The sequence below is a fragment of the Ruegeria faecimaris genome, assembly GCF_900182615.1.
Taxonomy (GTDB): Bacteria; Pseudomonadota; Alphaproteobacteria; order Rhodobacterales; family Rhodobacteraceae; genus Ruegeria; species Ruegeria faecimaris.
In genome coordinates, this window is sequence record NZ_FXTE01000010.1 from 66620 (window position 1) to 93501 (window position 26882).

A 26882-nucleotide genomic window follows, 5' to 3' on the forward strand; every position below is an offset into this window, starting at 1 on the left:
GAGAGAGGTGTTGGAACAACCGGGGGGATCGCCCGTTAGGGCAGCCCTTGGTGGAGCGCTCGCTCCGGCTGGTCGATTGATCTAACCGACCCAACCTCCTGAACTTTCGAAGGGCCGTCCTGCTAGGGCGGCCCTTTTTGTTTCCGCACAGCACTTGTAAGGTCCGCCCCATGTTGCGGATCAATGACGATATCACCCTGCAAGACTGGGAAATGACCGAAAGCTTTGTGCGCTCTTCCGGCCCTGGCGGGCAGAACGTGAACAAGGTTTCGACCGCAGTCGAGTTGCGGTTCGAAGCGGCGCGCTCGCCCTCACTGCCTGATCCGGTCAAGGCGCGGCTGAAACGGTTGGCTGGGCGGCGCTGGACCAAAGAGGGCGCGATCATCATCCAGTGCGAGGAAACGCGTAGCCAGGCCCGCAACCGCGAGATTGCGCGGGTGCGATTGGCTGAACTGATCACCCGCGCGCTGGTCAAACCCAAACGGCGTATCGCCACCAAGCCCACCTATGGCTCGGTCAAACGTCGATTGGCCGCCAAAAAGGCCCGTTCGGATGTCAAATCTCTGCGCGGCAGGGTCGACGAAGATTGATCTGGTAACTTCTTTGCGCCTTGCTACTCTGCCCTGACAGGCGACAAGGAGGCAAAGCCATGAGGTTGGAGGGAAAAACCGCAATCGTAACCGGCGGCGCATCCGGGTTCGGGGCCGGTATCGCACAGAAGTTCATTGCAGAGGGCGCACGCGTTATGATCGCGGATATCAACGGCGCTGCGGCCCGCGAAATGGCAGAAACGCTGGGCGCGCAGGCCATCGCGCAGCAGGTTGATGTGGCCAGCACGGCATCGGTTCAGGAAATGGCGGGCACCGCCCACGACGCCTTTGGCGGGCTCGACATCCTGGTCAACAATGCCGGAGTGACCCATCTGCCGACCCCGCTGGAGGACGTCTCCGAAGAGGATTTCGACCGTGTCTTCAACGTGAACATGAAATCCGTCTATCTGACCGCCCGCGCCTTTGTGCCGATGATGAAGGCACGCGGAACCGGGGCGATCCTGAACGTCGCCTCAACCGCCGGGCTGTCCCCACGCCCCAACCTGAACTGGTATAACGCGTCCAAGGGTTGGATGATCACCGCAACCAAGACCATGGCGGTGGAACTTGCTCCGTCCGGCGTGCGTGTCAACGCGATCTGCCCCGTTGCGGGCGAAACCCCATTGCTGAAATCCTTCATGGGCGAAGACACCCCCGAGATTCGCGCCAAATTCCTGTCGACCATCCCATTGGGTCGCTTCTCGACTCCCGAAGACATGGCCAACGCCGCCTGCTTTCTGTGCTCGGATGAAGCCACTATGATTACGGGCACCACGCTCGAAGTGGACGGGGGCCGATGCATTTGATCCGGACTTCATTTGGCTCAAAATATCTCCGCCAGAGGCAGCGCGCCGAGGCGCGCTTCCCTGCCCAACGTCAGAGGTTTCGATGACTCCCGGATCCAAAAACCTGATCACCGATGTCCCAGGGCTGAAGGTCGGCAACGCGCAGGACGAGGCGTTGAAATCGGGCACAACTGTTCTGACGGCGGACAAACCCTTTGTTGCTTCTGTCCATGTAATGGGGGGCGCGCCGGGCACGCGTGAAACTGACTTGTTGGCACCGGACAAAACCGTTGATCAAATCGATGCGATCGCGCTGTCTGGTGGCTCGGCTTTCGGGTTGGACGCCTGCTCAGGGGTTACGGATGGTTTGCGGGGCGACGGGCGCGGCTTTGCTGTCGGGAATGCGATTGTGCCCATCGTGCCGGGAGCAATTCTGTTCGATTTACTCAATGGCGGCGATAAAACTTGGTCCGAGAATCCATACCGCGCTCTCGGAAAGGCAGCCTACCACGCTGCCGCAGAACGTTTTGCGCTCGGTTCAGTCGGGGCAGGAACCGGCGCATTGGCGGCTATGCAAAAAGGTGGCCTGGGTTCTGCATCGTTGGTTCTGGACGACGGCATCACTGTAGGCGCGCTTGTGGCAGCCAATCCGGTTGGCAGCGTCACGACACCTGGGGATCGCCACTTCTGGGCGGCGCCATTCGAGATCGACAACGAATTTGGCGGCCTGGGGCCAGACCTCTCATCGGGTCAAGCACAGATTCAGCAAAGCCGCAAAGCTCTAGCTATGGGGCAGGTTGACCCGGACCGGGCCAACACGGCCATTGCAATTGTCGCAACTGATGCAGCGTTAACCAAGACACAGTGCCACCGCCTGGCGGTGACAGCTCATGATGGCATCGCTCGCGCGATTGTGCCTGCACATACTTCACAAGATGGTGATCTGGTTTTCGGCATCAGCACCTCCGGTCAAGCTGTTGACCCAAGCGTGCTGCCTATGATCGCGCATGCAGCCTCGGTTTGCCTGTCGCGGGCGATCGCCCGTGCGATTTATCTGGCGTCACCCAGTGCAGGCGATCTTCTGCCCTGTTGGGCAGACGTACATGACTTAAGTTAAGGACGACCCGATCCCGGCTGTGACACAGTGCCATCGCGCGGCAATCTGCGCGTTGACTCTCTGCTGCGCCAGAGGTCCTTTCTGTGCAGCCAATTCGTATCGGAGCAAAAGTTATGAATCGTATCCTCGCGACCGCAATTGCCGGCCTACTGGCCCTTCCAGTCTATGCTGAAGGTGACACCGAAGCTGGCAAGAAAGCCTTCAACAAATGCAAATCCTGCCATCTGATTGCTGATCCCGATGGCGAGGTGATCGTAAAGGGCGGAAAAACCGGCCCGAACCTCTATGGGGTTGCAGGCCGTACTGCTGGGACGGTCGAAGGGTTCAAATACGGTGACAGCATTGTCGAAGCCGGCGAAAACGGTTTGGTCTGGGACGAGGCAACCTTTGTCGAATATGCCCAGGACCCCAAAGCCTTCCTGCAATCCTATCTGGATCAGACCTCGGCCAAGTCCAAAATGACCTTCAAGCTGAAAAAGGGCGCTGAGGACGTTTACGCCTATATCGTCAGTGTTTCGGGCGAATAACCTGGGAAACCACGCAATCGGTAAGACCAGAAAAGGCCGCAGCCCCTGCGGCCTTTCGTGCGGTTGATAACCGGATCAATAGACGCCAGTTTGGAATCGCGTGGTGCATTGCCCGCTTTGCACCACAGCCAAGCCTATCAGGCCAAAGCTATTCCGGAATTCCCGGTCGCACAGGCGGATCGGCAGCAGGAGACGACAAATGGGAATCATGATCCCGGCCTGGGTTGATGGTGAATTGACCCCCGTTGAAAAGCTTGAAGCCCATGAAAAGGGTCTGCGGCACAAGGCGGTGTCGGTCTTTGTTGTGCGCGGCACCGAGATTTTGCTGCAGCGCCGGGCGATGGGCAAATACCACACGCCGGGTCTTTGGGCGAATACCTGCTGCACCCATCCTGACTGGGGTGAGATGCCCTCGGTCTGTGCAGTGCGTCGCCTGCATGAGGAACTGGGGATCACTGGGCTGTATCCCGAATATCGTCACCGGCTGGAATATCATGCCGATGTCGGCAATTCCCTGATCGAGCATGAGGTGGTGGATGTTTTCCTCGCTCATGTCCGCGGGCCATTGAAGATCGAGCCGAACCCCGAGGAAGTGATGGATATCCGCTGGATCGACTACCACGATCTACTGGCCGAAGTGCAGCGCCATCCCGACCGGTTTACACCCTGGCTGAAGATCTACCTGCACAACCACGCCGACACAATTTTCGGCCCCGATCTGATTATCTCGGCCAAATCCTGATGCACCTCGGCGCTTTGCGTTTCCTGATAGAAGGCTATCGAGCTGCGCGTTCGATCAAAGGGAGAGGCAGCGCAATTCGATTCAATTCGAACGCAAAGCGCTCTGGGCTTGCAAGGCCCGCCCAAGGGGCCTAAATCAACCCGTCATGGCCAAGCAGAAGACAGACCCGAATTACAAAGTGATCGCCGAAAACCGGCGTGCCCGCTTCGATTACGCGATCGAAGAGGATATCGAGTGCGGCATCATGTTGCATGGGTCCGAGGTCAAATCCCTGCGGGCAGGCGGCTCTAACATCGCCGAAAGCTATGCCACGGTTGATGACGGAGAGCTATGGCTGGTCAACAGCTATGTCGCCCCCTACGAACAAGCCAAGGTGTTCAAGCACGAGGAACGCCGTCGCCGTAAGCTGTTGGTGTCGCGCAAGGAACTGTCAAATCTGTGGAACGCGACCCAGCGCAAGGGCATGACCCTTGTGCCGCTGGTGCTGTATTTCAACCATAAGGGCCTGGCCAAGATTAAGATCGGCATCGCCAAGGGTAAGAAAAACCACGACAAGCGCGAAACCCAGGCCAAGCGCGACTGGTCACGGCAAAAGCAACGCTTACTGAAAGATCACAGCTAAAGGCGCTCGATTATCGGTTGTCAGATAGATTTGATCCTCGCGTTCTCAATCAGGCTACCGGGGCTGTGTCACAGATACAGCAGATGTCCGGTTAGAGCCCAATCTACCGATGCTGCAGCTAGTTCGAATGGGCGTGATGAGCACAGAACGGACGTCCCCGGGTTTGATCACTCCTCCTGCCGACTCCTGAGAAGAGGCAATAATACACACGCATAAGCCACCTATGGATTTACATCTAAGAAGCTTTCGTTGGAACGGAGGTCACTAAATTCGAGCCTGGCTTCAACTCTCCACCTGTAAACAATTGTACATGATCCAAAATTCTTTTCAGTTTTTTGCCATTAGGCCTGTCGGTACAAATCATCACTACAAACAAGGCGAATTTTGGCTTGGAGCGTTTCTCTGCCCCTGTTTCGCCGATGACAAGGAGGAAAGAAATGTTCAAGATTTCAGCGGGTCTCGGGTGCGTATTTGCTGCGGCAATCACCGCTTCGGCGGCCCAGGCAAACGAATGCGGTGAAGTATCACTGATGCAGGCCGATTGGGGGTCAGCGCAAATTGTGACCGCGGTCTCGAAGTTTCTGATGGAGCAAGGCTATGGTTGCGAAGTGACCACGGTTCCGCTCTCGAGCAACCCTGCGCTGGCATCCGTATCCGAGACCGGAGAGCCCGATATTCTGACTGAAATCTGGACAAACGGCGCGCCGGCTTACCAAGGGCTGGTTGCTTCAGGTGCGATCATTCCTGTGACCGAAGTTTTGTCAGATGGCGGTGTCGAAGGGTTCTTTGTTCCGAACTACCTTGTGGAAGAGCATCCGGAACTGGCAACAATTGAAGGCATCGCAGCCAACCCCGAACTCGTCGGAAATCGCTTTCACAACTGCCCCGAGGGATGGACCTGTCTAAATGTCAGCACCAACCTGATGAAGGCAGGCGGGCTGATTGATGCAGGCATTGAAAACTTCGTGCATGGATCAGGCGAAACCCTTGCGGCTTCGATCGCTGCCGCCTACGAAAACAAAGAGCCATGGTTCGGCTTTTATTGGGCACCAACATCGGTACTGGGCAAATACCCGATGACCCTGGTCGATATGGGCCCCCATGACCCTGAAAAGCACGCCTGCAACATCACAGCGGAATGCGCGACGCCAGAAATGAGCGCCTTCCCCCGCAGTGAAGTCGTTACAGTTCTGTCGAAAGAATTCATGGCCGAAAACGCAGCAGTGTCTGACCTGATGACAAATCTATCCTTCACCAACGCTCAGATGGGCGAAACGCTGGCATGGGTTGAAGACAACAATGCCTCCTACGATGAAGGCGCGGTGCATTTCCTAACAACCTACAAGGATGTCTGGGGGGCGTGGCTTAACGATGCTGCGCGCGACAAACTTTCCGCCTTGCTGCAGTAAACTGCATGGACAGGGGCATCCTCAGCGATGCCCCTAACGCACTGAAGTAGATCGGAAAGTGGGAAAAATGGCCTTCTATGACAAGTTATTCAGCGCATTGGGTTTGAGCGAATGGTGTGGCACGTCCGATGACAAAGCGCCTCTTTCGCTGGCTGATCTTGCGGCGCAAGCAGGAGGAGAAGAGGCCTCTGAGCCGCTCATTCCAATTCCCTCGTTTGATAATCTGCACGAAAGCTGCAACCGCATATGGCAGTCGCGCGATGTAACCAACGGGATCGAAGAAGGGTTTCTGGCAGCCAAACCGGTCCTGAAAACCGTTCTGGACCCGATCACGCAGCCATTGAGCTGGATATTGGATGGCGCACTTTGGCTGTTTGAAGCGACGCCATGGTTCATCATGGTACCGCTTCTGGTGGCGATTTCCTGGTACGCGTCACGTTCGCGCCCTGTGACGATCTTCGTGGCCGCCTCGATTATGATGCTGGCCCTCGTAGACCACTACGATGTGGCGATGCAAACCCTGTCGATCGTCTTTGTGTGTACGACGATTTCGGTGCTGTTCGGTGTGCCCATTGGAATTGCCATGTCGAAATCCGACCGATTGCAAAAAGGCGTCGTTCCGTTGCTCGACCTGCTGCAGACCCTGCCGACATTCGTGTACCTGATCCCTCTGATTTTCTTGTTCTCGGTCACGGAATCCAAACTGTACGGGATTGCGATCATCCTTTACGCGATTGTGCCGGTGATCCGTTTGACCGACCTTGGCATCCGGCTTGTCGACAGGGATGTGATCGAGGCGGCCAATGCCTTTGGCATGAAGGACCGCCAGAAACTGATGCGGGTGCAACTCCCTTTAGCGCTGCCCAATATCATGGCCGGAATCAACCAGACCATCATGATGAGCCTTGCCATGGTCGTGATCGCCTCTCTTGTTTCGGCCCCTGGCCTTGGCGTGAACGTGTTGCGCGGTATCCGAAACCTTGAACTGGGTGTGGGCATCGTCGCGGGCATCGGCATTGTTCTGCTGGCCGTGATCCTTGACCGCGTATCCAAGGCAGCTCTCACACGGGTCGATAAGACCCAAGTCAAACATTAAGGAGCCGGTTCAATGACACAACCAATGGTCCGCCTGTCCGGGCTCTATAAAATCTTTGGCGCCCGCGACAAGGACGTGTTGCAGCATGCCAAAGGAGGCATGGGCAAGGAAGAATTGCTGGCGCAGCACGGGCACGTGTTGGGGCTCAACAACATCAACGTCGATATGCAGGCGGGGGAAATCACAGTGGTCATGGGCCTGTCCGGCTCTGGGAAATCTACTCTGATCCGCCACCTGAACCGGTTGATCGAACCCACTGCGGGCGAGATCATCGTGCAGGGTGAGGACGTGATGCAACTGTCCGAGGACGGGTTGCGCCATGCTCGACAGGAAAAGATGTCGATGGTGTTCCAGAAGTTCGCGCTTTTGCCGCACAAAACCGTGCTGAAGAACGCAGGCATGCCGCTCTCGGTGCGCGGCGAGGACGAGGCGACTTGCGACCGTGAAGCCGCCAAGTGGCTGGATCGCGTGGGTCTGAGCGGGTTCGAGAACCATTATCCAGCGCAATTGTCCGGTGGGATGCAACAGCGTGTGGGCATTGCCCGGGCGCTGACCGCGAACACACCGATCATGCTGATGGACGAGGCTTTCTCGGCTCTTGACCCACTGATCCGAACAGACATGCAGGACCTGCTGCTCGAGCTGCAAAAAGAGCTGCACAAGACCATCATCTTCATCACTCACGATCTAGATGAGGCGTTGAAGCTGGCCGATCACCTTGTGATCCTTAAAGACGGCTTTGTCGTGCAGCAGGGCGAGCCGCAGCATATTCTGTTGAACCCCAACGATCCTTACATCGAAGACTTCGTGAGCGACATCAACCGAGCACGGGTTCTGCGGGTCCGCTCGATCATGACCCCGCTGGACGGTGGCCAAGTGCCAGAAGATGCCCATGGCGAAGTGGACGTGAACGACACGCTCGAAAGCATGATCGCGCGGTCCGGCGGGGATACGTCACACGCCTATGTTGTCAAGGATGGGGAGAAGACAGTCGGCTCACTGGATATGACTGAACTGGTTCGCGCACTCGTCCCTCGCGTCGCATCCGAAGCAGGCGCACGTCAGTCCTGACGCGCGCTGACGACAAAGCTGGAATTCATCAGATCAGGCCCGAAATAGCCGCATGGTTGGGTCGGCTTCGATCTGTTCGAACAGCCAGTCAACAAACGTATCGAGCTTTGGGTTGGGTGCACGTTCTTTTTGCGTCGCCAGATACCAGCTGCCTGGCTCGGGCACCGAAATATCAAACGGTTTGACCAGGCGCTCCCTTTCAAGGTCACGCGTGCAAAACGGTGCTCTTGCGACGCTGATACCGTGATTTTTTAGAACAGCTTCACGGACCAGCGGGTAATTGTCGAAAACAGAGCCAAATTTCATCGTTTCGCGATCTAAGCCCGCCGCATCCAACCAGCAGTCCCAGTCATCCGGCTCATTCCATGTGTTTGGGACACTCAGCAACAGGAAATTTCTTAGCTCTTCCAGCGGCATTCCACCGCTTGCGGTTTTCAAGGCCTCCGGAGCACATACCGGGTAGATATCCGTTTCGAACAAGGGGCTATAGTCAAACCGTTTGTCAAATGGTGGCGCGTTGAACACGCCCACATCGAACCGGTGCATGTCATAATCACCGTCTTCAAAAGTAGAGACGATGCGCACGCGTGTGTCCGGATTATCCTGAAGAAAGTCTGCCAATCTGGGCTGTAACCACATTGTATTGAAACTTGCGTAGGACTGAACGAGCAACACGTCCGGTTCCTCAGGTGTCTGGATGCGCCGAGTGGCTTTGATGATTCCCTGAATGTGTTCGCGTATTGGCGGGTAATATTGCTCGCCAGCCGGTGTTAGCTCGACCGAACGGCTTGTGCGTTCCAGTAGTTTAACACCGATTGTTGTTTCTAATGCTTTGACCTGGTGGCTGACTGCCGCATGCGTCACACAAATCTCGTCAGCGGCCTTTCGGAAACTCTTGTGACGCGCCACCGCCTCAAAAGCGCGCAGTGAAACCAGCGTGGGCATGTGAGTGGTCATTGCTGCATCTCCTCGATGAAATCAATTCTGCTTACCCTCAAGCAGAGTTATCCGACGACGGGCGCGAACATAGCAGGGTATTGATACTCTTTTTCATAACCTGTCAGGGGGTAGCACGCAATTCGCGGTGCGATGTGATCGGTTAGAATTTCTTGATGAAAGGAAATTTCTTTCAATTCTTCCACGGGGTGAGAAATGCCAGATTAGCAGATAGAGATGTTATGGGATTCCACCTTCATGCCACCACTTTCACCCTCGCCAAATGCATATGGCTATCCGTTGCTGATTAAACACTTGCTGGCCGGATCCCAGCTCGCGTCAGCCAGCCAAGAGATCGTCAGCGGCACCGAAATGCGGTTGAGCTATGCGGACTTGGGCAAACGCGTGCGCCAACTTGCCAATTCTTTAAAGGCGAGCGGGATACATGAGGGTATGCGCGTTGGTGTCATGGATTGGGATACGCACCGTTATCTTGAGTGTTTTTTCGCGATCCCGATGATGGGCGGGTCCCTTTTCACGATCAATGTGCGTCTGTCTCCTGCTCAGGTTCTTTATACGATCAACCATGGACAACCGGATCTGATCATCGTGCACCGCGATTTCATGCCGCTCATTGAGGGTATCAAATCGGGCTTTGATCGGGACATCACCATCGTGCCGATTGGAGACGGAGAAGGATATGAAGAGTGGATAGGCAAAGCCCCAGGCAGCTTTGACTTCCCGGACTTCGATGAAAACCAAACGGCAACCTTGTTTTATACAACCGGGACCACCGGCAATCCCAAGGGGGTGAGCTATTCACATCGGCAGTTGGTCCTTCACACATTGAGCTTGATCGCAGGTTTCGGCGCATGGCCCGGGAATGCCGGATTTCATCGCGGCGACGTCTACATGCCGCTGACGCCCTTGTTTCACGTCCACGGCTGGGGATTTCCATATGCCGCAACGATGCTGGGGCTGCGTCAGGTCTATCCCGGTCGATATGACCCTGACACAATCTTGCGATTGATTGCAGACGAAAACGTCACCTTTTCACACTGCGTGCCCACGGTTCTGTCAATGGTGCTCGACCATCCGGGCTGCCCACAAATTGACCTGGACAGATGGAAAGTGATCATTGGCGGGGCCGCTTTGCCGCGAGGCCTGCAGGACCGCGCCGCGGCGGCAGGCATATCCTTACATGCGGCCTATGGGATGTCCGAAACCTGTCCGTTTCTGACGGTGGCCGATTTGTCCAGCAATGACCCCGAGATGCAGGCGCAAACCGGCTTTCCCGGCCCTCTTGTCGACCTTCGTGTTGTGACACCGGATATGCAGGACGTCCCACATGACGGCGAAACAACCGGCGAAGTTGTTGCTCGGGCTCCCTGGTTGACACAAGGCTATCTGGATAATGCGCAAGCCTCGGATGAGCTTTGGGACGGTGGGTATCTGCATACCGGGGATGTTGGGTATATCCGCGAGAATGGATCGTTGCAGATTACTGACCGCCTCAAGGATGTGATTAAGACCGGCGGCGAATGGATATCCTCACTGGCACTGGAAAACATAGCATCGTCTTGCAGCGGCGTTGAGGACGTCGCAGCAATCGGGCTGCCGCACGCGAAATGGGGCGAAAGGCCAGTGTTGGTCGCTCAAGCCGCAAAGGATGCCGACCCGGATCTTGTGCGCTTGAGAGTCATGGAAGAAATCCAGTCGTGGGTTGACGCAGGCGAGATCTCAAAATGGGCAGTTCCAGACGAATTAATCTTTGTCGACCGCCTACCTAAAACCAGCGTCGGCAAGCTCGACAAGAAACTCGTGCGGCAAGATATTTCAACGCGCTCGGACCTAAAATCATGACAGACAAACAACGTCGTATTCAGGCGCTTATTCAATCGATTGTCACCTATCTGCAGGCTCACAGAGCTGCCACGCGCGGCGTTGATCTGACGTTGGACAAGCTGGCAGCCATGGATCTGTCCGATGAGAAGCTCATTGACTTACCTCCCCATGGAACCCGGCATGATGAGGTTCTGAAGAACGCTGTCGCCGGGATTGCAGCCCCGGAATTGCAGGAAATCGCAGGCTGTCTGAAAGCGGCCAAGGATGATCTGATCTGGCGCGAAGACAACGCCCAATTCTATCCCCCCGGTGCCGATTTGGGAGAGGGATACACAAGGTGCAACCTGCATACTCTGCTGATCGGGCCGGATGCATGTGGATATCACCATCTCGATTTCAACCTTGGCATTTTCATGCTGGGACCAAGGACGCTGTATCGCGACCACAACCACGACGCGCCAGAACTGTACCTGAACCTTTCCGAGAAATCTGGTTGGCGGTTTGGCACCCGTGACTGGCAGGATTATCCGGCTGGATCACTTATCTGGAACGCGGCGGGCGATCCCCACGCCACCCGGGTCTATGACCAGCCATTCATCTCCGTCTTTGTCTGGCTCGAGAACGTGAATTCACCCTGCAATGTAATCCACTTCGACGATTGGGCAGAGATCGAACAAGATCTTGCCAAACAGTCCAATTGAGGTTTCCAAACATGATTTCCATTAAACATACCGAGGGTGTCGCTTTCATTGAGCTGAATGCCCCGCCAGTGAACGCTCTTGGTCTCAAGATGCGACTGGCGCTTTCCTCGGCCATCCACGAGTTGGACGCCGATGAACAGGTCAAAGCCATCGTTCTATGTTCGGCTCTGCCGCTCTTTTGCGGCGGCGCTGACATCGTCGAGTTCCGTACCGGGGCAGTTTGGGACAAGCCGGACTTGCCAGACCTGTGTGAAACGATTGAAACCAGCAAGAAACCCATTATCGTCGCGATAGCAGGTCCCGCGATGGGTGGTGCGCTGGAGATCGCGCTTGCCTGTGATTACCGTGTCGCCACGCCGGATGCCGTGATGGGCCTACCTGAGATCAAACTGGGGCTGCTGCCTGGTGCCGGAGGCACCCAGCGACTACCCCGGATTGCCGGGCTGGAAGCGGCAACGCAAATGATCCTCTCGGGTGATCCCGTGAAAGGCGAATATGCCCTGTCTTGTGGGCTGGTCGACGCACTATTTGAGAACGACCAGGATTTTCGCGCGCATGTTTTGGGTTTCGCCACCCGTGTCAGCCATGAGGGCGATCCGAAACGCGGTTGCATGGATATGACCGTCACACACCCTGATCCGAAGGGATATCTGACGGGTTTCCGAGACCAGATAGCGCACACGTCCAAAAACCTTGTCGCCCCTGAACGCTGCTTGGTATCCATCGAGGCCGCGTGCGAATTGCCGCTGGCCGAGGGGTTGGCACAAGAGAAGGCAGGTTTCGCTGAACTGCTCGACACACCTCAATCGCGCGCGGGGCGGCATCTGTTCTTCGCAGAGCGTGAATGCACCAAGGTTCCCGGCGTTACCCGTGCTGACCAACCACGTAGCATTTCATCGGTCGCCGTGATCGGTGCCGGAACGATGGGGCGCGGCATTGCCATCGCCTTTCTGCAGGCGGGATATCCGGTCACGCTTCTGGAAACCACACAAACTGCGCTGGAACAGGGGCTGGAAAAGGTCCGGGAGCATTTCCAGCGTGCGGCTCAAAAAGGGCGGCTCAGTGCCGATCGGGCAGAGGCAATCGCCGCCAACGCCACCGGGACGCTCAGCTATGCAGACCTTGCGAAGGCTGACCTGATCATTGAAGCGGCGTTTGAAAGCATGAATGTCAAACACCAAATTTTCGCGAGCCTAGACCAGCACGCCAAACCTGGCGCGATACTGGCCTCAAACACATCGACATTGGATCTTGATGAAATCGCCGCGGTCACGTCCCGCCCGGAGGATGTGATTGGTCTCCATTTCTTCAGCCCGGCCAATGTCATGCGCTTGCTGGAGGTGGTGCGCGGCGCCAAGACCGCTCCCGATGTCATTGCAACGGCAATCACGGTCGCAAAGAAGATCCGGAAGCTCCCTGTCACGGTTGGCGTGTGCTACGGCTTTGTTGGAAACCGGATGCTGGAACCATACTTCCGCGAAGGATCTCGTCTGCTTCTTGAGGGGGTGACGCCGAAACAGGTGGATGACGTCCTTGAAGGCTTCGGCATGGCCATGGGCATTCATGCGATGGCAGATCTGGCCGGAGTCGATGTGGGCGCACGCGTGCGTCAGGAACGGCGTAGTGAAATCGCGCATGACCCGACATACCAGGCTGTGCAGGACAGGTTGTTTGAACTGGGCCGACTGGGTCAGAAAACCGGGCGTGGAAGCTATGTCTACGAGGGACGGACACGGGTCGAAGACCCTGAGATAGTTCAAATCAGTTCCGATCTGGCGGACCTGCATGGTGTGAAGCGCAGGGACATCGACGATCAGGAAATCCTTGAACGGTGTCTGTTTCCCCTGATCAACGAGGGCTTCTTGATCCTTGAAGAGGGCATTGCAACGCGCCCGGGTGATTGCGACCTGATCTGGACCAACGGCTATGGCTTTCCGAACTGGCGCGGCGGCCCAATGCACTATGCCGACGAGTTTGGATTAAGCCAGATTCTGGAACGCATGAACCACTATCGGCAGTCGCTTGGTGCCTATGGTGAGATGTGGTTCACGCCTGCGCCTTTGCTGGAAGAACTCGCAACCTCGTGCGTAACACTTGCCGCGCATTTTGATGCCAAAAAGGAAAAATCATGAGAGCAGCCGTTGTCGTCTCAACCGCACGAACCCCTATTGGGGCTGCCTTCAAAGGTGCGCTGAACAACATCAAATCCCCTACCATGATGGGGCACGCCATTCAACACGCTGTTGAACGTGCAGGCGTGGACCCCGGTTCGATCGAAGATGTCGTCATCGGATCGGTCCTTACGGCGGGAACCGCAGGCATGAATGTCGCGCGTTTGTCGGCGCTGGCGGCGGGCCTTCCCAATACGGTGGCAGGACAGACGATCGACAGGCAATGTTCATCGGGATTGATGGCCATTGCGACGGCCGCAAAGCAGGTCATTGTGGATGGTCAGAATGTCTCGGTGGCAGGCGGGCAGGAAAATATTTCCATCCTGCAGAATGCCTATCTGAAATGGGCGGGCGATGAGAAAGATCCAAACGTTATCGCCCAATCTGAACATGCCTATATGCCGATGCTGATGACGGCGGAAAATGTGGCGCAGGTATATGGGATCAGTCGTGACGCCCAGGATGAATACGCTGCACTTTCCCAAGGTCGGACGGCCCGGGCTCAGGCCGCTGGCGCCTTTGATGACGAGATCGTTCCGATCACTGCGATAAAGCGGGTCAAAAACCGCGAAACCGGAGAGGAAACCCTGGACGAGGTGACCTTGTCAAAAGACGAAGGCAACCGGCCGGGCACGACGGCCGAAACTCTCGGGGCATTGAACCCAGTTGTCGAAGGAGGCGTGATTACTGCCGGAAACGCAAGCCAACTCTCTGACGGGGCCTCGGCTTGTGTGCTCATGGAAGGCAAAGTGGCTGAGCAGCAGGGCCTCACACCGCTAGGTATCTATCGCGGCATGGCTGTTGCAGGAAACGCACCGGAAGAGATGGGGGTCGGCCCGATCTTTGCAATTCCAAAGCTGCTGAAGAATGCAGGTCTTCGCATCGAAGACATCGGCCTTTGGGAGCTTAACGAAGCCTTTGCCTGCCAGGTTCTGTATTGCCGTGACCATCTTGGGATCGATCCCGAAATCTACAACGTGAACGGCGGTGCAATATCGATTGGCCACCCCTACGGCATGACAGGTGCGAGACAAGTCGGGCATGCTCTGATTGAGGGGAGGCGTCGTGGCGTGAAATACGTGGTGACCTCCATGTGTGTCGGCGGAGGCATGGGCGCCGCAGCACTGTTCGAAGTCGCCTGACCCCACTGAAATTAGTTCAAGCAGAGCGTTATCTGGTTGAGACATTGACATTCTGTCATCTGCGAGGGTCGCCATCTGCAAGCCTGCGTTTCATGTCGACCGGAATTGGTGATACCTCCTGAGGCGTTATGACCAATGTCGCGCCAACGATCCTTTCCACGGTTTCCAGCCAGTTTGTCGATGACTGGCTGGCGGCGCTGCGTGCCCTGTGCCCAGAGGCGCAGATGGCTTCGCTGCTGAGCCGGTCCGGTCTGAACGCGGATACGCGCTCGCCGAATGGTCGCGTCACGCTGGATCAGATCGTTTGCCTCTATCAACTTGCTGCAGTTGAGACCGGCGATGAGATGATGGGGCTTTGGAGCAGGCCCGTGCGACCGCGTGCCCTGCAACACCTTCTGACGACAGTGCGCGAAGCCACATCCTTGCCATCTGCACTTTACCGGTTTTCGACCTTCTGGAATTTGCTGCTGGATGACTATCAGTTTGATCTGGATGACACTGACAGCGCCCTCACACTGAGCCTGAACCCGCAAACAGATGCGCCTGTGCAACGGTTTGGCCACATGCTGATCCTCAAACTTGCCCACGGGCTCATGTCTTGGCTGGCAGGGCATGAGGTTCCGGTTAAAGCCGTTGATTTCGCGTTTGATCGCCCGGACTTTGATCAGGATTACGCGATCATCTTTCCTGCATCGCTGCGGTTTGGCCAGCCCGCCACCGCAATCTCGTTCGATCCGAATGCACTGGGTCCCGTGCAGACGCGCAGCACCGCTGACCTTGACCGGTTTTTGCAAAACGCGCCGCGGGACTGGATTTTCACCTCGTCGCGTGAACACACCCAATCGCTGCGCGTGCGCACCTATCTGGGCCAAGCGGGATGGGACGCGGCCACCCTGACCCAGACAGCATCCGCAATGCACATGACCCCGCGCACCCTGATCCGCAGGTTGCAGGCGGATGGCACGTCGTTTCAGGCCATAAAAGACGCCCTGCGCCGCGACACCGCGATCCGCGACCTGCAGGCGGGGCGCAAAAGCGTTGAGGCAATTGCGCAGGATGTGGGCTTTTCCTCGGCTGCCAACTTTCATCGGGCCTTTCAGCGTTGGACCGGCAGCAGGCCAAGCTCCTACCGCAGGAAAAAACGTAAGGCGCCGTTTTTGTCACTTTTGGACAATGATCTGTCAGCGCAAGAGATAGAGCTTAGCAAGCCCGATCGCTAAATCTTGTTACAACAAAGCATTCTTATCTAAATTTTCGCCTTTACAGCCCATCAATCCGGCCATCCGTGGCTGCGGGGTTATGGCGTCATATGAGAATGATCGCCCCTGAAAGGACCGACCAATGTCAGACAAACTCGCCACCATACTCCAAGCCGCACGCGACCACGCCGAGCAGGTCATCCTGCCCAATGTGGACGCCTGGAACGCCGCAAAGAAGTGGCCCCGTGATGCGTCTGACAAGGCCGGGGCCGCTGGCCTGACGGGGCTCTACGCCCCCGAGGAGTTTGGTGGTCAGGGCTTGCCACTGGCAGAGGGCATTCAGGTCTATGAACAACTGGGGTTGGGCGATGGTGCCTATGCCTTTGCCCTGTCGATGCATAACATCTGCACCTTCGCGGGCTGCGGTTATGGCACGGATGCGTTCAAGGAAAAATGGGCGCGGGATCTGACTTCGGGGCGCAAACTGGCGAACTTTGCACTGACTGAACCGCAATCCGGCTCGGATGCCACAAACATGTATTCGCGCGCCCAGATCAATGATGACGGCACTTGGACGATCAGCGGTGCGAAGGCATGGGTCAGCTTGGCCGGTGAGGCTGATGTCTATTTCACCGTGGTCAAAACCAGTGACGCACCCGGCCACAAGGATATGGCGATGATCGCCATTCCCGCCGACGCGCCGGGCCTCAGCTTTGGACCGCTCTATGATACCCCGTCCTACAGCTTCTTGCCTCTGGCCGAGATGTACATGGACAAGGTGGTGGTGAGCGAAGACAACATCATCCTGCCGATCGGTCAGGGCTTGCAAGGCTCGCTCATGGCGATCGATATCGCCCGTGTGTCGATTGCGTCAGGATGCTGTGGATTGATGCAAGCCGCATTGGATACGGCTCTGTCCTATTCCAAGAACCGCAAGATGTTTGGCGGCAAGAACCTCGATCTGGACGGAATCCAGTGGATGCTGGGTGAGGTTGCGACCGATCTTGAAGCCTCCAAGCTGCTTTATCGAAAGGCGGCAGAATCCCTTGGCACACCCGAAGGCCCTCTGATGGCCGCTCATGCCAAACGGTTTGTGCCAGATGCCGCAGTGAAGGTTGCGAACACCTGTACGCAAGTGTTGGGCGGTATGGGTCTGCTGCAGCCTTATGGTCTGGATCGTTTGTCCCGCCTCGCACAAATGCTGCGGATTGTGGACGGGACAACCGAAATCAGCCGTGTAGTTATCGGGCGGGCCCTGCAAAAACGAGCGGCAACCTTGCCTGATTTGCCAGTACCGAAAGGATTTGGTGAAACCGGCTGAACGTTCCACCCCCCGGTGAAGCGGAACCAACCTGAAAATCTCCTCACAGATCGGTAAAATCGAAAGATCGGCCGCACACGTGCGGCCGGTTACTCGAGATTGCAGACCTTGGTGCAAACGCAGCGAATTCACACTTTGTCCCGCTCTACCGACATTGACCATCAGCCTAACTCGCAGCACTGACTTGCCGTAGAAATTCACCGTTCGCACAGGTGGCCCCATAAGAACCCAACTTTGAACAAAGCAGAGCCCAAATGCGGCAGCGATCAGAACGCCATGGCCGCCTGAACAGCGCGTTGCCAGCGTGCATAGGCGGCATCGCGGTCATTTGCGGATAGTTTGGGTTCAAACCGGCGATCCAGCGCCCAGGTTTCTGCGAATTGTTGTTGATCAGGGTAGATGCCCGCGCGCATACCCGCCAGCCAGGCCGCGCCCAGAGCAGTGGTTTCCTGCATCACGGGTCGGTCGACCTCGGCGCCGAGGTAATCCGACAGGCCTTGCATCGCCCAATCAGATGCGCTGGCACCGCCGTCGACGCGTAAGATGACATCGGTATCTGCACCCCAGTCGCCCTGCATGGCATGCCAAAGGTCACGAGTCTGATAGGCGATGCTTTCCAGTGTTGCCTTGGCAAATTCTGCCCGCCCGGAATTGCGGGTCAGGCCAAAGACCGCGCCCCGACAATCTGGTTTCCAATAGGGCGCGCCCAATCCGGTAAATGCGGGCACCAGCACAACATGCTGGTTGGGGTCGGCCTGCTGCGCCAGCTCGCCGCTTTCCGGGGCGGTTTCGATGATCTGCAGCGCATCGCGCAGCCATTGCACCGCGGCCCCTGCGACAAAAATCGAACCCTCAAGCGCATAGGTTTTTTGCCCGTCCAACTGATAGGCAATCGTCGTCAGCAGGCGGTTCTTCGACGCGACCGGCTGTGGCCCGGTATTCAACAGCGCAAAACACCCCGTCCCATAGGTTGATTTCATCATGCCGGGCTGAAAACAGGCCTGCCCGATGGTCGCGGCCTGCTGATCGCCCGCAACACCCAGAATCGGGATATTTCCCCCAATCAGAGTCGTTTTTCCGAAATCCGAGGCGCAATCCTGTACCTCGGGCAGCATGGACATGGGCACATCCAACAGATCGCAGATCTCGGTGCTCCAACAGCCTTTGTGGATGTCGAACAGCAGTGTGCGGGCAGCGTTGGTGGCGTCTGTCACGTGGTTGCAGCCTTCGGTCAGGCGCCAGATCAGGAAACTGTCGATGGTGCCGAACAGTAGATCGCCTGCCTCGGCGCGGTCGCGGGCGCCGGGGACATTATCCAGTAGCCATTTGACTTTGGTGCCCGAAAAATACGGGTCCAGCAACAGCCCGGTCTGCTGGGTCACGTCATCCTCGCAACCGGCCTGCTTGTAGCGGGCGCAGATATCGGCGGTGCGTCGATCCTGCCAGACGATTGCGTTGTGGATAGGCTCGCCGGTCTGTTTATCCCAGACCACGGTTGTTTCACGCTGGTTGGTGATGCCGATACCGGCAATCTGATCGGGGGTTGCGCCAACGCTCTGCATCACCTCGCGGCAGACACGTAGGACGCTGTCCCAGATTTCCTCGGGATCGTGTTCGACCCAGCCTTCTTGTGGGAAATGCTGCGTGAATTCATGCTGCGCGGTGCCTGCCCGTTGCATGTCCGCGTCGAACAGAATGGCCCGTGATGATGTGGTGCCCTGATCAATGGCAAGAATATAGGTCACGCCTGCGCCCCCCTTCGCATTTGGTTTTGCGAGACTTTAGCGCAAACAGTCGGTTGCGTACCAGAGTGTTCAGACGGGAATATTGTCGATTAGACGCACTCCATCCGCCCAGGCCGCGGCAAACAGGCGGGCGGGTCGGTCGGCATGTGTCAGCGGGTTCAGAGATTCCGCACAGCGCAGTTGGATATATTCCACTTGTGTAAAACCTGCGGCCAAAAGATCGGTACTGGCCTGTGCTGCCAGTGTGTCGAACGGGGCGCCGTTCTTTAGCGCGTTGGCCAGATCCAGCATGATGCGGTGTTTGTGCGCTGCAATCTCCACCCCCTCGGGCGAGAGGCGCTGATTGCGCGAGGACATGGCCAGACCCGAGGGTTCACGCACCGTGGGGCAGCCGATCACTTCGATCGGGATATCCAGATCGCGCGCCATGCGGCGCACGACCAGCAGCTGTTGATAGTCTTTTTCCCCAAAATAGGCTCTGTCTGCCTGGGTTTGCAGGAACAGTTTGGCGACCACAGTGGCGACGCCATCGAAATGGCCGGGGCGGAATTCGCCCTCCATCACACTCGTCAGGCCAGTTACAGATACGGTGGTGGCAAAGCCTTGCGGGTAGATCTCGTCCGGGTCCGGCACATAAATTGCATCAACGCCATAGGGGGCCAGTTTCTGAGCATCTTCGATTTCGGTGCGCGGATAATTGGCCAGATCCTCGGGGTTGTTAAACTGCGTTGGGTTCACGAAAATCGTCACGATAACTCGGTCGGTGCCATTTTTGGCCGCCTCAACCAGAGACAGATGCCCCGGATGCAACGCGCCCATAGTTGGGACGACGCCGATTGCCTCACCATTCTTGCGCCAGTTGGCGGTCAAGGCGCGCAGATCGGAGAGGCGACGCAGGATCGGAGCGGTCATTTAGCTGTGCCCTGTGACGGAGCCTGATTGGCAAAGACATGTTCATCGGCGGGGAAAGCGCGTGCGCGCACTTCGGCGGCGTACTCGGCGATGGCGGCCTCGGCCAGTGGCCCCAGCTCGGCATATCGTTTGACGAATTTCGGTTTGAAAGCGGTGAAAAAGCCGACCATGTCGTCCACCACAAGTATTTGCCCGTCACATTCGGCGGACGCGCCAATGCCGATAGTAGGGATGGCGACCTCGGCAGTGATTTGGTTGGCTAGACCCTGCGGGACCTTCTCTAACACAAGGGAAAAGGCGCCTGCATCAGCCACGGCATGGGCATCGGCCAGTACCGTCTGTGCCTGATCATCACGGCCCTGCACCTTATATCCACCTAGCGTGTTGATCGACTGTGGGGTCAGGCCGATATGCGCCATCACCGGGATGCCGCGCTTGACCAGAAAGCGGATGGTCTCGGCCATTTCGACACCGCCCTCAAGCTTGACGGCACCGGCACCGGTTTCGGCCATCAGGCGGGCGGCATTGCGGAACGCCTGTGCGGGGCTTTCCTCGTAACTGGCAAAGGGCATGTCGATGACCATCATCGCCTTGTCCAGCCCGCGAGCAACAGCCTGACCATGCAGGATCATCATCTCCATCGTCACGCCAAGGGTGGATTCCAACCCGTGTAGCACCATGCCGACACTGTCACCGACCAGAACAAAGTCGCAATGATCATCCATCAGCCGGGCCATCGGAGTTGTATATGCGGTCAGACTGACCAGTGGCTCGCCACCTTTTCGGGCGCGAATATCCACGGCATTCGGGGCTCTTTTGCGGGCGGTGGCGCTCATGCTCGCTCCTCGCGGTTCATGTTGCGGTGCGGCATAGCAGATTGGACCGGGCCAAAGATAGCCCGGTTGCGCGAACATTTCCTTGATTGACCTAAGGTTTAAAGGGACATTGGTCCGCAGACCGGTCCGCGACATGCAGGACCACGCAGTTTCAGTGGGGAGACAACGATATGACAAAGCAGATGTTTCGGTCTTTTGCATCGGCGCTGGCGATTGGAGCCAGTTTGATAGCCACCCAAGCCCTGGCCAAATCCGACATCACCATCGCAATGCAGCTTGAGCCGCCGCATCTGGACCCGACCAGCGCTGCGGCACAGGCCATCGATTCGGTTGTCTATACCAATATCTTCGAAGGTCTGACCCGGTTCATGGGCGACGGATCGGTCGTGCCCGGGCTGGCGGAAAGCTGGGAGATATCAGACGACGGCACCGTCTATACCTTTAAGCTGCGCGATGGTGTGACCTTCCACGATGGCACCACCATGGATGCCGAGGACGTCAAATTCAGCCTTGACCGTGCCCGCGCTGAAGACAGCGCCAATGCACAAAAGGCCCTGTTTGCCGGGATCGAAAGCGTTGAGGTCGTGGATCCGCTGACCGTCAAGGTCACCCTGTCAGGGCCAAACGGGAATTTCCTGTTCAATATGGCCTGGGGGGATGCGGTGATTGTCGCCCCCGAAAGCATAGAGGCGATCAAGACCAACCCGGTCGGCACCGGCGCGTTTGCCTTTGGGGACTGGGTGCAGGGGGACAGCATCACGCTGACGCGAAACCCCGACTATTGGGGTGATCAGCCCGCGTTAGAGTCTGCTACATTCAAGTTCATCTCGGACCCGACCGCCGCCTTTGCCGCCATGATGGCCGAGGATGTGGATGTGTTCGACATTTTCCCGGCGCCTGAGAACATGCCGCAGTTCGAGGCTGATCCGCGCTTTCAGGTGCTTGTCGGCTCGACCGAGGGTGAGACGATTCTGTCCACCAACAACAAACAGCCGCCCTTTGACGACATCCGGGTGCGGCAGGCGCTGGCCCATGCCATCGACCGTCAGGCAATTATTGACGGCGCGATGTTCGGCTATGGCACGCCCATCGGAACGCATTTTGCCCCGCACAACCCGGCCTATGTCGATCTGACCGGCAATTCGGCGTATGACCCCAAGAAGGCCGCGCAGTTGCTGGCCGATGCGGGCTATGCCGAAGGGTTCAAGACCACTCTGCACCTGCCGCCGCCTTCTTATGCTCGCCGCGGAGGCGAGATCATCGCCGCGCAACTGGCCGAGGTCGGGATCGAGGCTGAAATCATCAATGTCGAATGGGCGCAGTGGCTGGAATCGGTGTTCAAGGGCAAGGATTTTGGTCTGACTATCGTCAGCCATACCGAGCCGATGGATATCGGCATCTATGCGCGGCCCGACTATTATTTCCAGTATGACAGCATCGACTTTCAGACGCTGATGGAGACGTTGAACGCCACCACCGACCCTGATGAGCGTACCCGCCTGTTGGGCGAAGCGCAGCGTCTGATCGCAAATGATTACGTCAACGGGTATCTGTTCCAGCTGGCCAAGCTTGGCGTTGCCAAGGCTGGCGTTCAGGGCCTTTGGGAAAACGCACCCACAGCGGCCATCGACCTGACCGCCATCAGTTGGGCGGAATAAGACCAGTTCCAGAGAGGAGACCGGCGCATGAGAAGATCAACCCTCGTTGCGTTGATGATCGCGGTTTTAGCCGTGATTGCGCCGGTCGCCAAAGGGGATACGCCGCTTGAACAGGCGGTGACACTGTGGCTGGAGGGCGATGATGAACGCGCTCTGCCACTGCTGGCAGAACTGGCGGCTGATGGTGACGCGCAGGCTCGTCTGCTGTTGGGGCGAATTGAAACCGCCGATCTTGGACCATCTCCGTTCCGCCAATCGCTGGGCCGAAAGGGTTCGCGCAAGCTGTTTCGTCAAAAAGACCTGACGGCCTTTGGCCGATCCTGGCTGTTGGTTGAGGCGAAAGGTGGAAATGAGCTTGCCCAAGCGCTGTTGGATGCCAAACGCCCCACACCAGACCCGAAGCTGATTGCACAGCTCAATGCGTTGGGAGAACATCAAGCTACGGACTACCCGACGCGAATTGTGGCGCTCTATGGCGATCCAGAAATGCGCGGCGATCTTTTGGCGGATGGGCAGCTTATGCAGGACCTCAAACCTTACCTGAGTTATCTGACGGTCAATCCCGAGCCGCGTGGCGACGGTCTGGCCGCGCTGCGCCACATTCAGCCTGATCCAGTTGACATGAATTCCGATCAGGCGCTGGGCATGGCGGGGTTGCTGGCCCTGGGGCTGGGATATGGCGATCTGTCTGTGGACAATAGCTGGCGCCCGGCGGTGGAAAACTGGTTAATGACATCCCAGTCGACCCGCCCCATCGCGCGGCTCTGTTCTGACCAATGCGGGGCCGAGGCACCAAACTGCGCCTTTGCCTTCCTTGCCCTGTTTGGCGGCTATTTCGAGGTCATCCGCATCGACAGCCCGCTGGAAACGCTGATCCCGCAGGAGCAGTTTCTGGACAGCCCTCGCGCGCGCCTGATGGTCCTTCGTCGGGCGGCACTGGCCCGGACCGAGACAAATCTGGAAACGCTGGTGGACAGCGCACCCGCGGCGAAGCTTTCGACCTGCGCGACTGATTTGGTCCGGCAAGAGCAGCAGTCCTACAAGTAGCTGTTGCGTATGCGCGGCTCGCACCCGTAACCTGTTTGTAATGCTACGCTATGCCCTCAAACGTCTGATTTCACTGGTGATCAGCCTGGCTATCGCCTCGGTGGTCATTTTTGCAGTGATCGAGGTCGCGCCGGGCGATCCGGCATCCTTCATGCTTGGCGTCAACGTGCAGGCTGACACGCTGGCCGCGCTGCGGGTCGAGCTGGGGTTGGATGTGTCCAAACCGCGGCGATATTTCAACTGGGTCAGCGGAATGCTGGTCGGGGATTTCGGCACTTCATACACCTATCGCACGCCGGTGTCTCAGATGATTGCGGACCGACTTTGGGTGTCGCTGCCGCTGGCGCTTTATGCACTGACCCTTTCAACCCTGATTGCCTTTCCCGCAGGGATTTACGCTGCTGCGCGCCGGGGGCGGCCCGGCGATGTGGCGGTCATGGGGGCCACACAGCTCGGCATCGCCGTGCCAAATTTCTGGTTTGCCATGATGCTGGTGCTGGTCTTTGCCATTAATCTGCGCTGGTTCAACGCTGGAGGGTTCGCAGGCTGGGACGGCGGGTTTTGGACCGGTCTGCACTCGCTGACCCTGCCAGCCATAGCGCTGGCTCTGCCACAGGCGGCAATTCTTGCAAGGGTCATGCGGTCGGCCCTGCTGGATATTCTGGGTGAGGATTTCATGCGCACCGCACGGGCCAAGGGCCTGTCCCGCCGACAGGCGCTGTGGCGGCATGGGGTGCGCAACGCGCTGATCCCGGTGCTGACCATCATCGGGCTGCAGTTTTCCTTTCTATTGGCCGGGTCGATCATCATCGAGCAGGTGTTTTACCTGCCCGGCCTTGGGCGGCTGGTGTTTCAGGCGATCTCGGCCCGCGATCTGATCGTGGTGGAATCGGTGGTCATGCTGCTGGTCTTTGCGGTGATCACGGTGAATTTTCTGGTCGATCTGGCCTATGCCGCAGTTGATCCCCGTTTAAGGAGCAGGACATGAGCCGCAACCTCATCCTTGGTGCAGTGCTCTCCTCGCTGGTGGTCTTGGCGGCCGCACTTTCCTTTGTCTGGACGCCCTATGCGCACGCCGCGCTGAATATTCCCGCCAAGCTGCAACCACCCAACGCGCAGCACTGGTTTGGCACCGATCATTTTGGGCGGGACATGTTCTCAATGATCATGGTGGGTGCGCGCACTTCAATCGCTGTGGCCTTGGTGGCGGTGGGGATCGGCATGACATTGGGCGTGCCACTTGGTCTGGCGGCAGCGGCGCGCAAAGGCACGTGGCTGGATGAGGTGATCATGCGCGGCAACGATCTGGTTTTTGCTTTCCCGTCGTTGGTCATCGCCATCCTGATCACTGCCGTTTTCGGTGCCGGGGCGGTCAACGCCATCATTGCCATCGGTATCTTCAACATTCCGGTCTTTGCCCGTATCACCCGTGGCGCTGCGCTGTCCCTGTGGGAGCGAGAGTTCATCCTGGCCGCCCGGGTCTCGGGCAAGGGCGCGGCGCGGATATCGGCGGAACATATCATGCCTAATGTGGCGAACTTGCTGATCGTACAGGGCACCATCCAATTCAGCCTTGGCATTCTTGCCGAGGCGGGCCTGTCCTATGTCGGGTTGGGTGCGCAACCGCCTACGCCCAGTTGGGGCCGGATGTTGGCAGATGCGCAGACGATGGTCAGTTTTGCCCCGCATTTGGCTCTGATTCCGGGGCTTGCAATCATTGTCACTGTTTTGGGGCTGAACCTGCTGGGCGACGGTTTGCGGGATTGGCTGGACCCAAGAATACGGGTGGCGCGCGCATGAGCTTGCTGGAAATCGAAAATCTCAACCTGTCGATTCATGGCATGGACATCCTCAAACAGGTCAGCCTGTCTGTTGCGTCGGGTGAGATCGTCGCCGTCACCGGTGAAAGCGGTTCGGGCAAGTCCATGACGGCGTTGGCGGTGATGCAACTGCTGCCAAACGGTGCGGATGCCGCGGGCGCGATCCGGTTGGACGGGCTGGACCTGCTGAACTGTTCCGAGGATGAGATGTGCGCCCTGCGTGGCGCCTCGGTCGGGATGGTGTTTCAGGAACCCATGACCGCGCTCAACCCGGTCAAAACCATCGGGGATCAGGTGATGGAGACAATCCTGATCCACAAAGCCATGCCTACTGCACAGGCCCGGTCCCGTGCCGAGGAAGTGCTGACGCGCGTCGGCCTTCCGCCCGAAAGGTTCCCTCTGTCCAGGTATCCGCATGAGCTGTCCGGTGGTCAGCGTCAGCGCGTGGTGATCGCCATGGCCATCGCGTTGCGCCCAAGGTTGCTGATCGCGGACGAACCTACGACGGCGCTGGACGTCACTACGCAGGCGCAGATTCTAGACCTGCTCACGGGGTTGGTGCGCGAATACGACATGGGATTGCTAATGATCACCCATGATCTGGCGGTTGTGGCCGATATGGCCGACTGGATCATCGTCATGCGCTATGGCGAAGTCGTCGAGGCCGGCGCCACCGAACCCTTGCTGCGGAACATGCAGCACCCTTATACACGCATGCTGTTCCGGGCTTCGGGCCATCAGGTCAACCTGCCGGAACCCAAACCGACACAGCCTTTGCTTGAGGTTGCACAGGTGGTCCGGGATTACCGTTTGCCCCGAAAGGGCTTGTTTGATGCGCCGCGACACCACAGGGCTGTGGCTGGGGTCAGCTTTACACTGAACAAAGGCGAGCGCTTGGGCCTAGTCGGAGAGTCCGGGTGCGGAAAATCGACCCTAACACGGGCTATCCTGGGGCTGGAAGAGGTGCAGAGCGGCCAGATTCTGCTGGACGGGCAGCCAGTATTCACCGGGCACAAACCCAATCTGGCCGTCCGGCGTAAGATGCAGGTTGTGTTCCAGGACCCCTATGGCAGCTTCAACCCCCGACACCGGGTCACGCGCCTGATCACCGAGCCGTTTCACCTGCTCGAACATCCCCCAACCGGGTTCGAGCGGCAGGATCGGATCGCCGAGATTCTGACAGCCGTAGGTCTCAGCCCCGATGACGCGGGTCGGTATATTCACGAATTCTCGGGCGGGCAGAGGCAGCGTATTGCCATCGCCCGTGCCCTGATCATCCGGCCCGAGCTGATCCTGTTTGATGAGGCGGTCTCGGCCCTTGATGTTTCTGTCCGGGCGCAAATTCTGGATCTGCTGGCCGAGCTCTGCGCTGCTTATGACCTAACCTATCTGTTCATCAGCCATGATCTAAGCGTCGTGCGTACGATCACCGACCGGGTTTTGGTGATGCAGGCAGGGCAGATTGTCGAGCAGGGCGAGACGGAACAGGTCTTTTCCAACCCGCAGCACGTTTATACCCAAACTCTGATTGCCGCTGCACCTATCCTGCCGGATATCGGTCAGGATGTGGCGTAAACTTCAATGTTAGAG

General features: G+C 57.7%; 24 protein-coding genes. 20 read left to right on the forward strand and 4 right to left on the reverse strand.

Annotated elements, in window-relative coordinates; genetic code table 11:
• Positions 1 to 170 precede the first annotated feature (170 nt).
• The 9 genes from arfB to FN806_RS15060 all read left to right on the forward strand — a co-directional run bounded on the left by arfB (position 171) and on the right by FN806_RS15060 (position 7959).
• Positions 171 to 590: an alternative ribosome rescue aminoacyl-tRNA hydrolase ArfB gene (gene arfB / locus FN806_RS15020; protein WP_142638575.1), complete on the forward strand. Its 420-nt coding sequence runs from the start codon at positions 171 to 173 to the stop codon at positions 588 to 590.
• 59 nt (positions 591 to 649) lie between these two features.
• Positions 650 to 1396, forward strand: coding sequence for an SDR family oxidoreductase (locus tag FN806_RS15025; RefSeq protein WP_142638577.1), 747 nt, complete (start codon positions 650 to 652; stop codon positions 1394 to 1396).
• 82 nt (positions 1397 to 1478) lie between these two features.
• On the forward strand, positions 1479 to 2492 hold the full coding sequence (locus tag FN806_RS15030; RefSeq protein WP_142638579.1) for a P1 family peptidase: 1014 nt from the start codon (positions 1479 to 1481) through the stop codon (positions 2490 to 2492).
• A 113-nt stretch (positions 2493 to 2605) separates the two neighbouring features.
• Positions 2606 to 3019, forward strand: a complete 414-nt coding sequence (locus tag FN806_RS15035; protein WP_142638581.1) for a c-type cytochrome — start codon at positions 2606 to 2608, stop codon at positions 3017 to 3019.
• A gap of 199 nt (positions 3020 to 3218) precedes the next feature.
• Positions 3219 to 3761: an isopentenyl-diphosphate Delta-isomerase gene (gene idi / locus FN806_RS15040; RefSeq protein ID WP_142638583.1), complete on the forward strand. Its 543-nt coding sequence runs from the start codon at positions 3219 to 3221 to the stop codon at positions 3759 to 3761.
• 145 nt (positions 3762 to 3906) lie between these two features.
• Positions 3907 to 4383 (forward strand): SsrA-binding protein SmpB, encoded by a 477-nt coding sequence (smpB, locus tag FN806_RS15045; RefSeq protein ID WP_142638585.1) that lies wholly within the window; start codon positions 3907 to 3909, stop codon positions 4381 to 4383.
• Positions 4384 to 4820: 437 nt separating this feature from the next.
• Complete coding sequence (locus tag FN806_RS15050) at positions 4821 to 5792, forward strand: ABC transporter substrate-binding protein (RefSeq protein ID WP_142638587.1); 972 nt, start codon at positions 4821 to 4823, stop codon at positions 5790 to 5792.
• A gap of 67 nt (positions 5793 to 5859) precedes the next feature.
• Positions 5860 to 6888: an ABC transporter permease gene (locus FN806_RS15055; RefSeq protein WP_058274114.1), complete on the forward strand. Its 1029-nt coding sequence runs from the start codon at positions 5860 to 5862 to the stop codon at positions 6886 to 6888.
• A gap of 12 nt (positions 6889 to 6900) precedes the next feature.
• Positions 6901 to 7959, forward strand: coding sequence for a quaternary amine ABC transporter ATP-binding protein (locus tag FN806_RS15060; RefSeq protein ID WP_058274115.1), 1059 nt, complete (start codon positions 6901 to 6903; stop codon positions 7957 to 7959).
• 33 nt (positions 7960 to 7992) lie between these two features.
• Here FN806_RS15060 and FN806_RS15065 read toward each other — a convergent pair whose 3' ends face one another.
• Positions 7993 to 8916 (reverse strand): LysR substrate-binding domain-containing protein, encoded by a 924-nt coding sequence (locus FN806_RS15065; protein WP_058277183.1) that lies wholly within the window; start codon positions 8914 to 8916, stop codon positions 7993 to 7995.
• Between the two features lie 237 nt (positions 8917 to 9153).
• Here FN806_RS15065 and FN806_RS15070 point away from each other — a divergent pair, with 237 nt between their 5' ends.
• From FN806_RS15070 to FN806_RS15095, 6 genes are all read left to right on the forward strand, one after another.
• Positions 9154 to 10758 (forward strand): fatty acid--CoA ligase, encoded by a 1605-nt coding sequence (locus FN806_RS15070; RefSeq protein ID WP_142638589.1) that lies wholly within the window; start codon positions 9154 to 9156, stop codon positions 10756 to 10758.
• Positions 10755 to 11441, forward strand: coding sequence for a dimethylsulfonioproprionate lyase family protein (locus FN806_RS15075; RefSeq protein WP_142638590.1), 687 nt, complete (start codon positions 10755 to 10757; stop codon positions 11439 to 11441). Before FN806_RS15070 ends, FN806_RS15075 begins: the two co-directional genes overlap by 4 nt.
• A gap of 11 nt (positions 11442 to 11452) precedes the next feature.
• Positions 11453 to 13573 carry a 3-hydroxyacyl-CoA dehydrogenase NAD-binding domain-containing protein gene (locus FN806_RS15080; RefSeq protein WP_142638592.1) on the forward strand — a complete coding sequence of 707 codons (2121 nt, stop codon included), beginning with the start codon at positions 11453 to 11455 and terminating at the stop codon, positions 13571 to 13573.
• Positions 13570 to 14754, forward strand: a complete 1185-nt coding sequence (locus tag FN806_RS15085; RefSeq protein ID WP_142638594.1) for an acetyl-CoA C-acyltransferase — start codon at positions 13570 to 13572, stop codon at positions 14752 to 14754. Before FN806_RS15080 ends, FN806_RS15085 begins: the two co-directional genes overlap by 4 nt.
• Before the next feature lie 128 nt (positions 14755 to 14882).
• Positions 14883 to 15974 (forward strand): AraC family transcriptional regulator, encoded by a 1092-nt coding sequence (locus tag FN806_RS15090; protein WP_246097261.1) that lies wholly within the window; start codon positions 14883 to 14885, stop codon positions 15972 to 15974.
• Positions 15975 to 16095: 121 nt separating this feature from the next.
• Positions 16096 to 17274 (forward strand): acyl-CoA dehydrogenase family protein, encoded by a 1179-nt coding sequence (locus tag FN806_RS15095; protein WP_142638596.1) that lies wholly within the window; start codon positions 16096 to 16098, stop codon positions 17272 to 17274.
• 266 nt (positions 17275 to 17540) lie between these two features.
• On the opposite strand, the gene glpK is transcribed toward FN806_RS15095, so the two are convergent.
• From glpK to panB, 3 genes are all read right to left on the reverse strand, one after another.
• A complete protein-coding gene (gene glpK / locus FN806_RS15100) occupies positions 17541 to 19019 on the reverse strand; it encodes a glycerol kinase GlpK (protein ID WP_142638598.1) in 1479 nt (492 codons plus the stop codon).
• A 69-nt stretch (positions 19020 to 19088) separates the two neighbouring features.
• Positions 19089 to 19931, reverse strand: coding sequence for a pantoate--beta-alanine ligase (panC, locus tag FN806_RS15105; protein ID WP_142638600.1), 843 nt, complete (start codon positions 19929 to 19931; stop codon positions 19089 to 19091).
• Complete coding sequence (gene panB, locus FN806_RS15110; RefSeq protein ID WP_142638602.1) at positions 19928 to 20767, reverse strand: 3-methyl-2-oxobutanoate hydroxymethyltransferase; 840 nt, start codon at positions 20765 to 20767, stop codon at positions 19928 to 19930. Before panB ends, panC begins: the two co-directional genes overlap by 4 nt.
• A gap of 170 nt (positions 20768 to 20937) precedes the next feature.
• Here panB and FN806_RS15115 point away from each other — a divergent pair, with 170 nt between their 5' ends.
• From FN806_RS15115 to FN806_RS15135, 5 genes are read left to right on the forward strand one after another with little or no spacing between them, the layout of a single operon-like run.
• Positions 20938 to 22425 carry an ABC transporter substrate-binding protein gene (locus FN806_RS15115; protein WP_142638604.1) on the forward strand — a complete coding sequence of 496 codons (1488 nt, stop codon included), beginning with the start codon at positions 20938 to 20940 and terminating at the stop codon, positions 22423 to 22425.
• Between the two features lie 27 nt (positions 22426 to 22452).
• Positions 22453 to 23472: a hypothetical protein gene (locus FN806_RS15120; RefSeq protein WP_142638606.1), complete on the forward strand. Its 1020-nt coding sequence runs from the start codon at positions 22453 to 22455 to the stop codon at positions 23470 to 23472.
• Between the two features lie 40 nt (positions 23473 to 23512).
• Positions 23513 to 24460, forward strand: coding sequence for an ABC transporter permease (locus FN806_RS15125; RefSeq protein ID WP_142638608.1), 948 nt, complete (start codon positions 23513 to 23515; stop codon positions 24458 to 24460).
• Complete coding sequence (locus tag FN806_RS15130) at positions 24457 to 25272, forward strand: ABC transporter permease (RefSeq protein ID WP_142638610.1); 816 nt, start codon at positions 24457 to 24459, stop codon at positions 25270 to 25272. The genes FN806_RS15125 and FN806_RS15130 overlap by 4 nt, the downstream gene beginning before the upstream one ends.
• Positions 25269 to 26867 (forward strand): ABC transporter ATP-binding protein, encoded by a 1599-nt coding sequence (locus FN806_RS15135; RefSeq protein WP_142638612.1) that lies wholly within the window; start codon positions 25269 to 25271, stop codon positions 26865 to 26867. The genes FN806_RS15130 and FN806_RS15135 overlap by 4 nt, the downstream gene beginning before the upstream one ends.
• Positions 26868 to 26882: the final 15 nt, after the last annotated feature.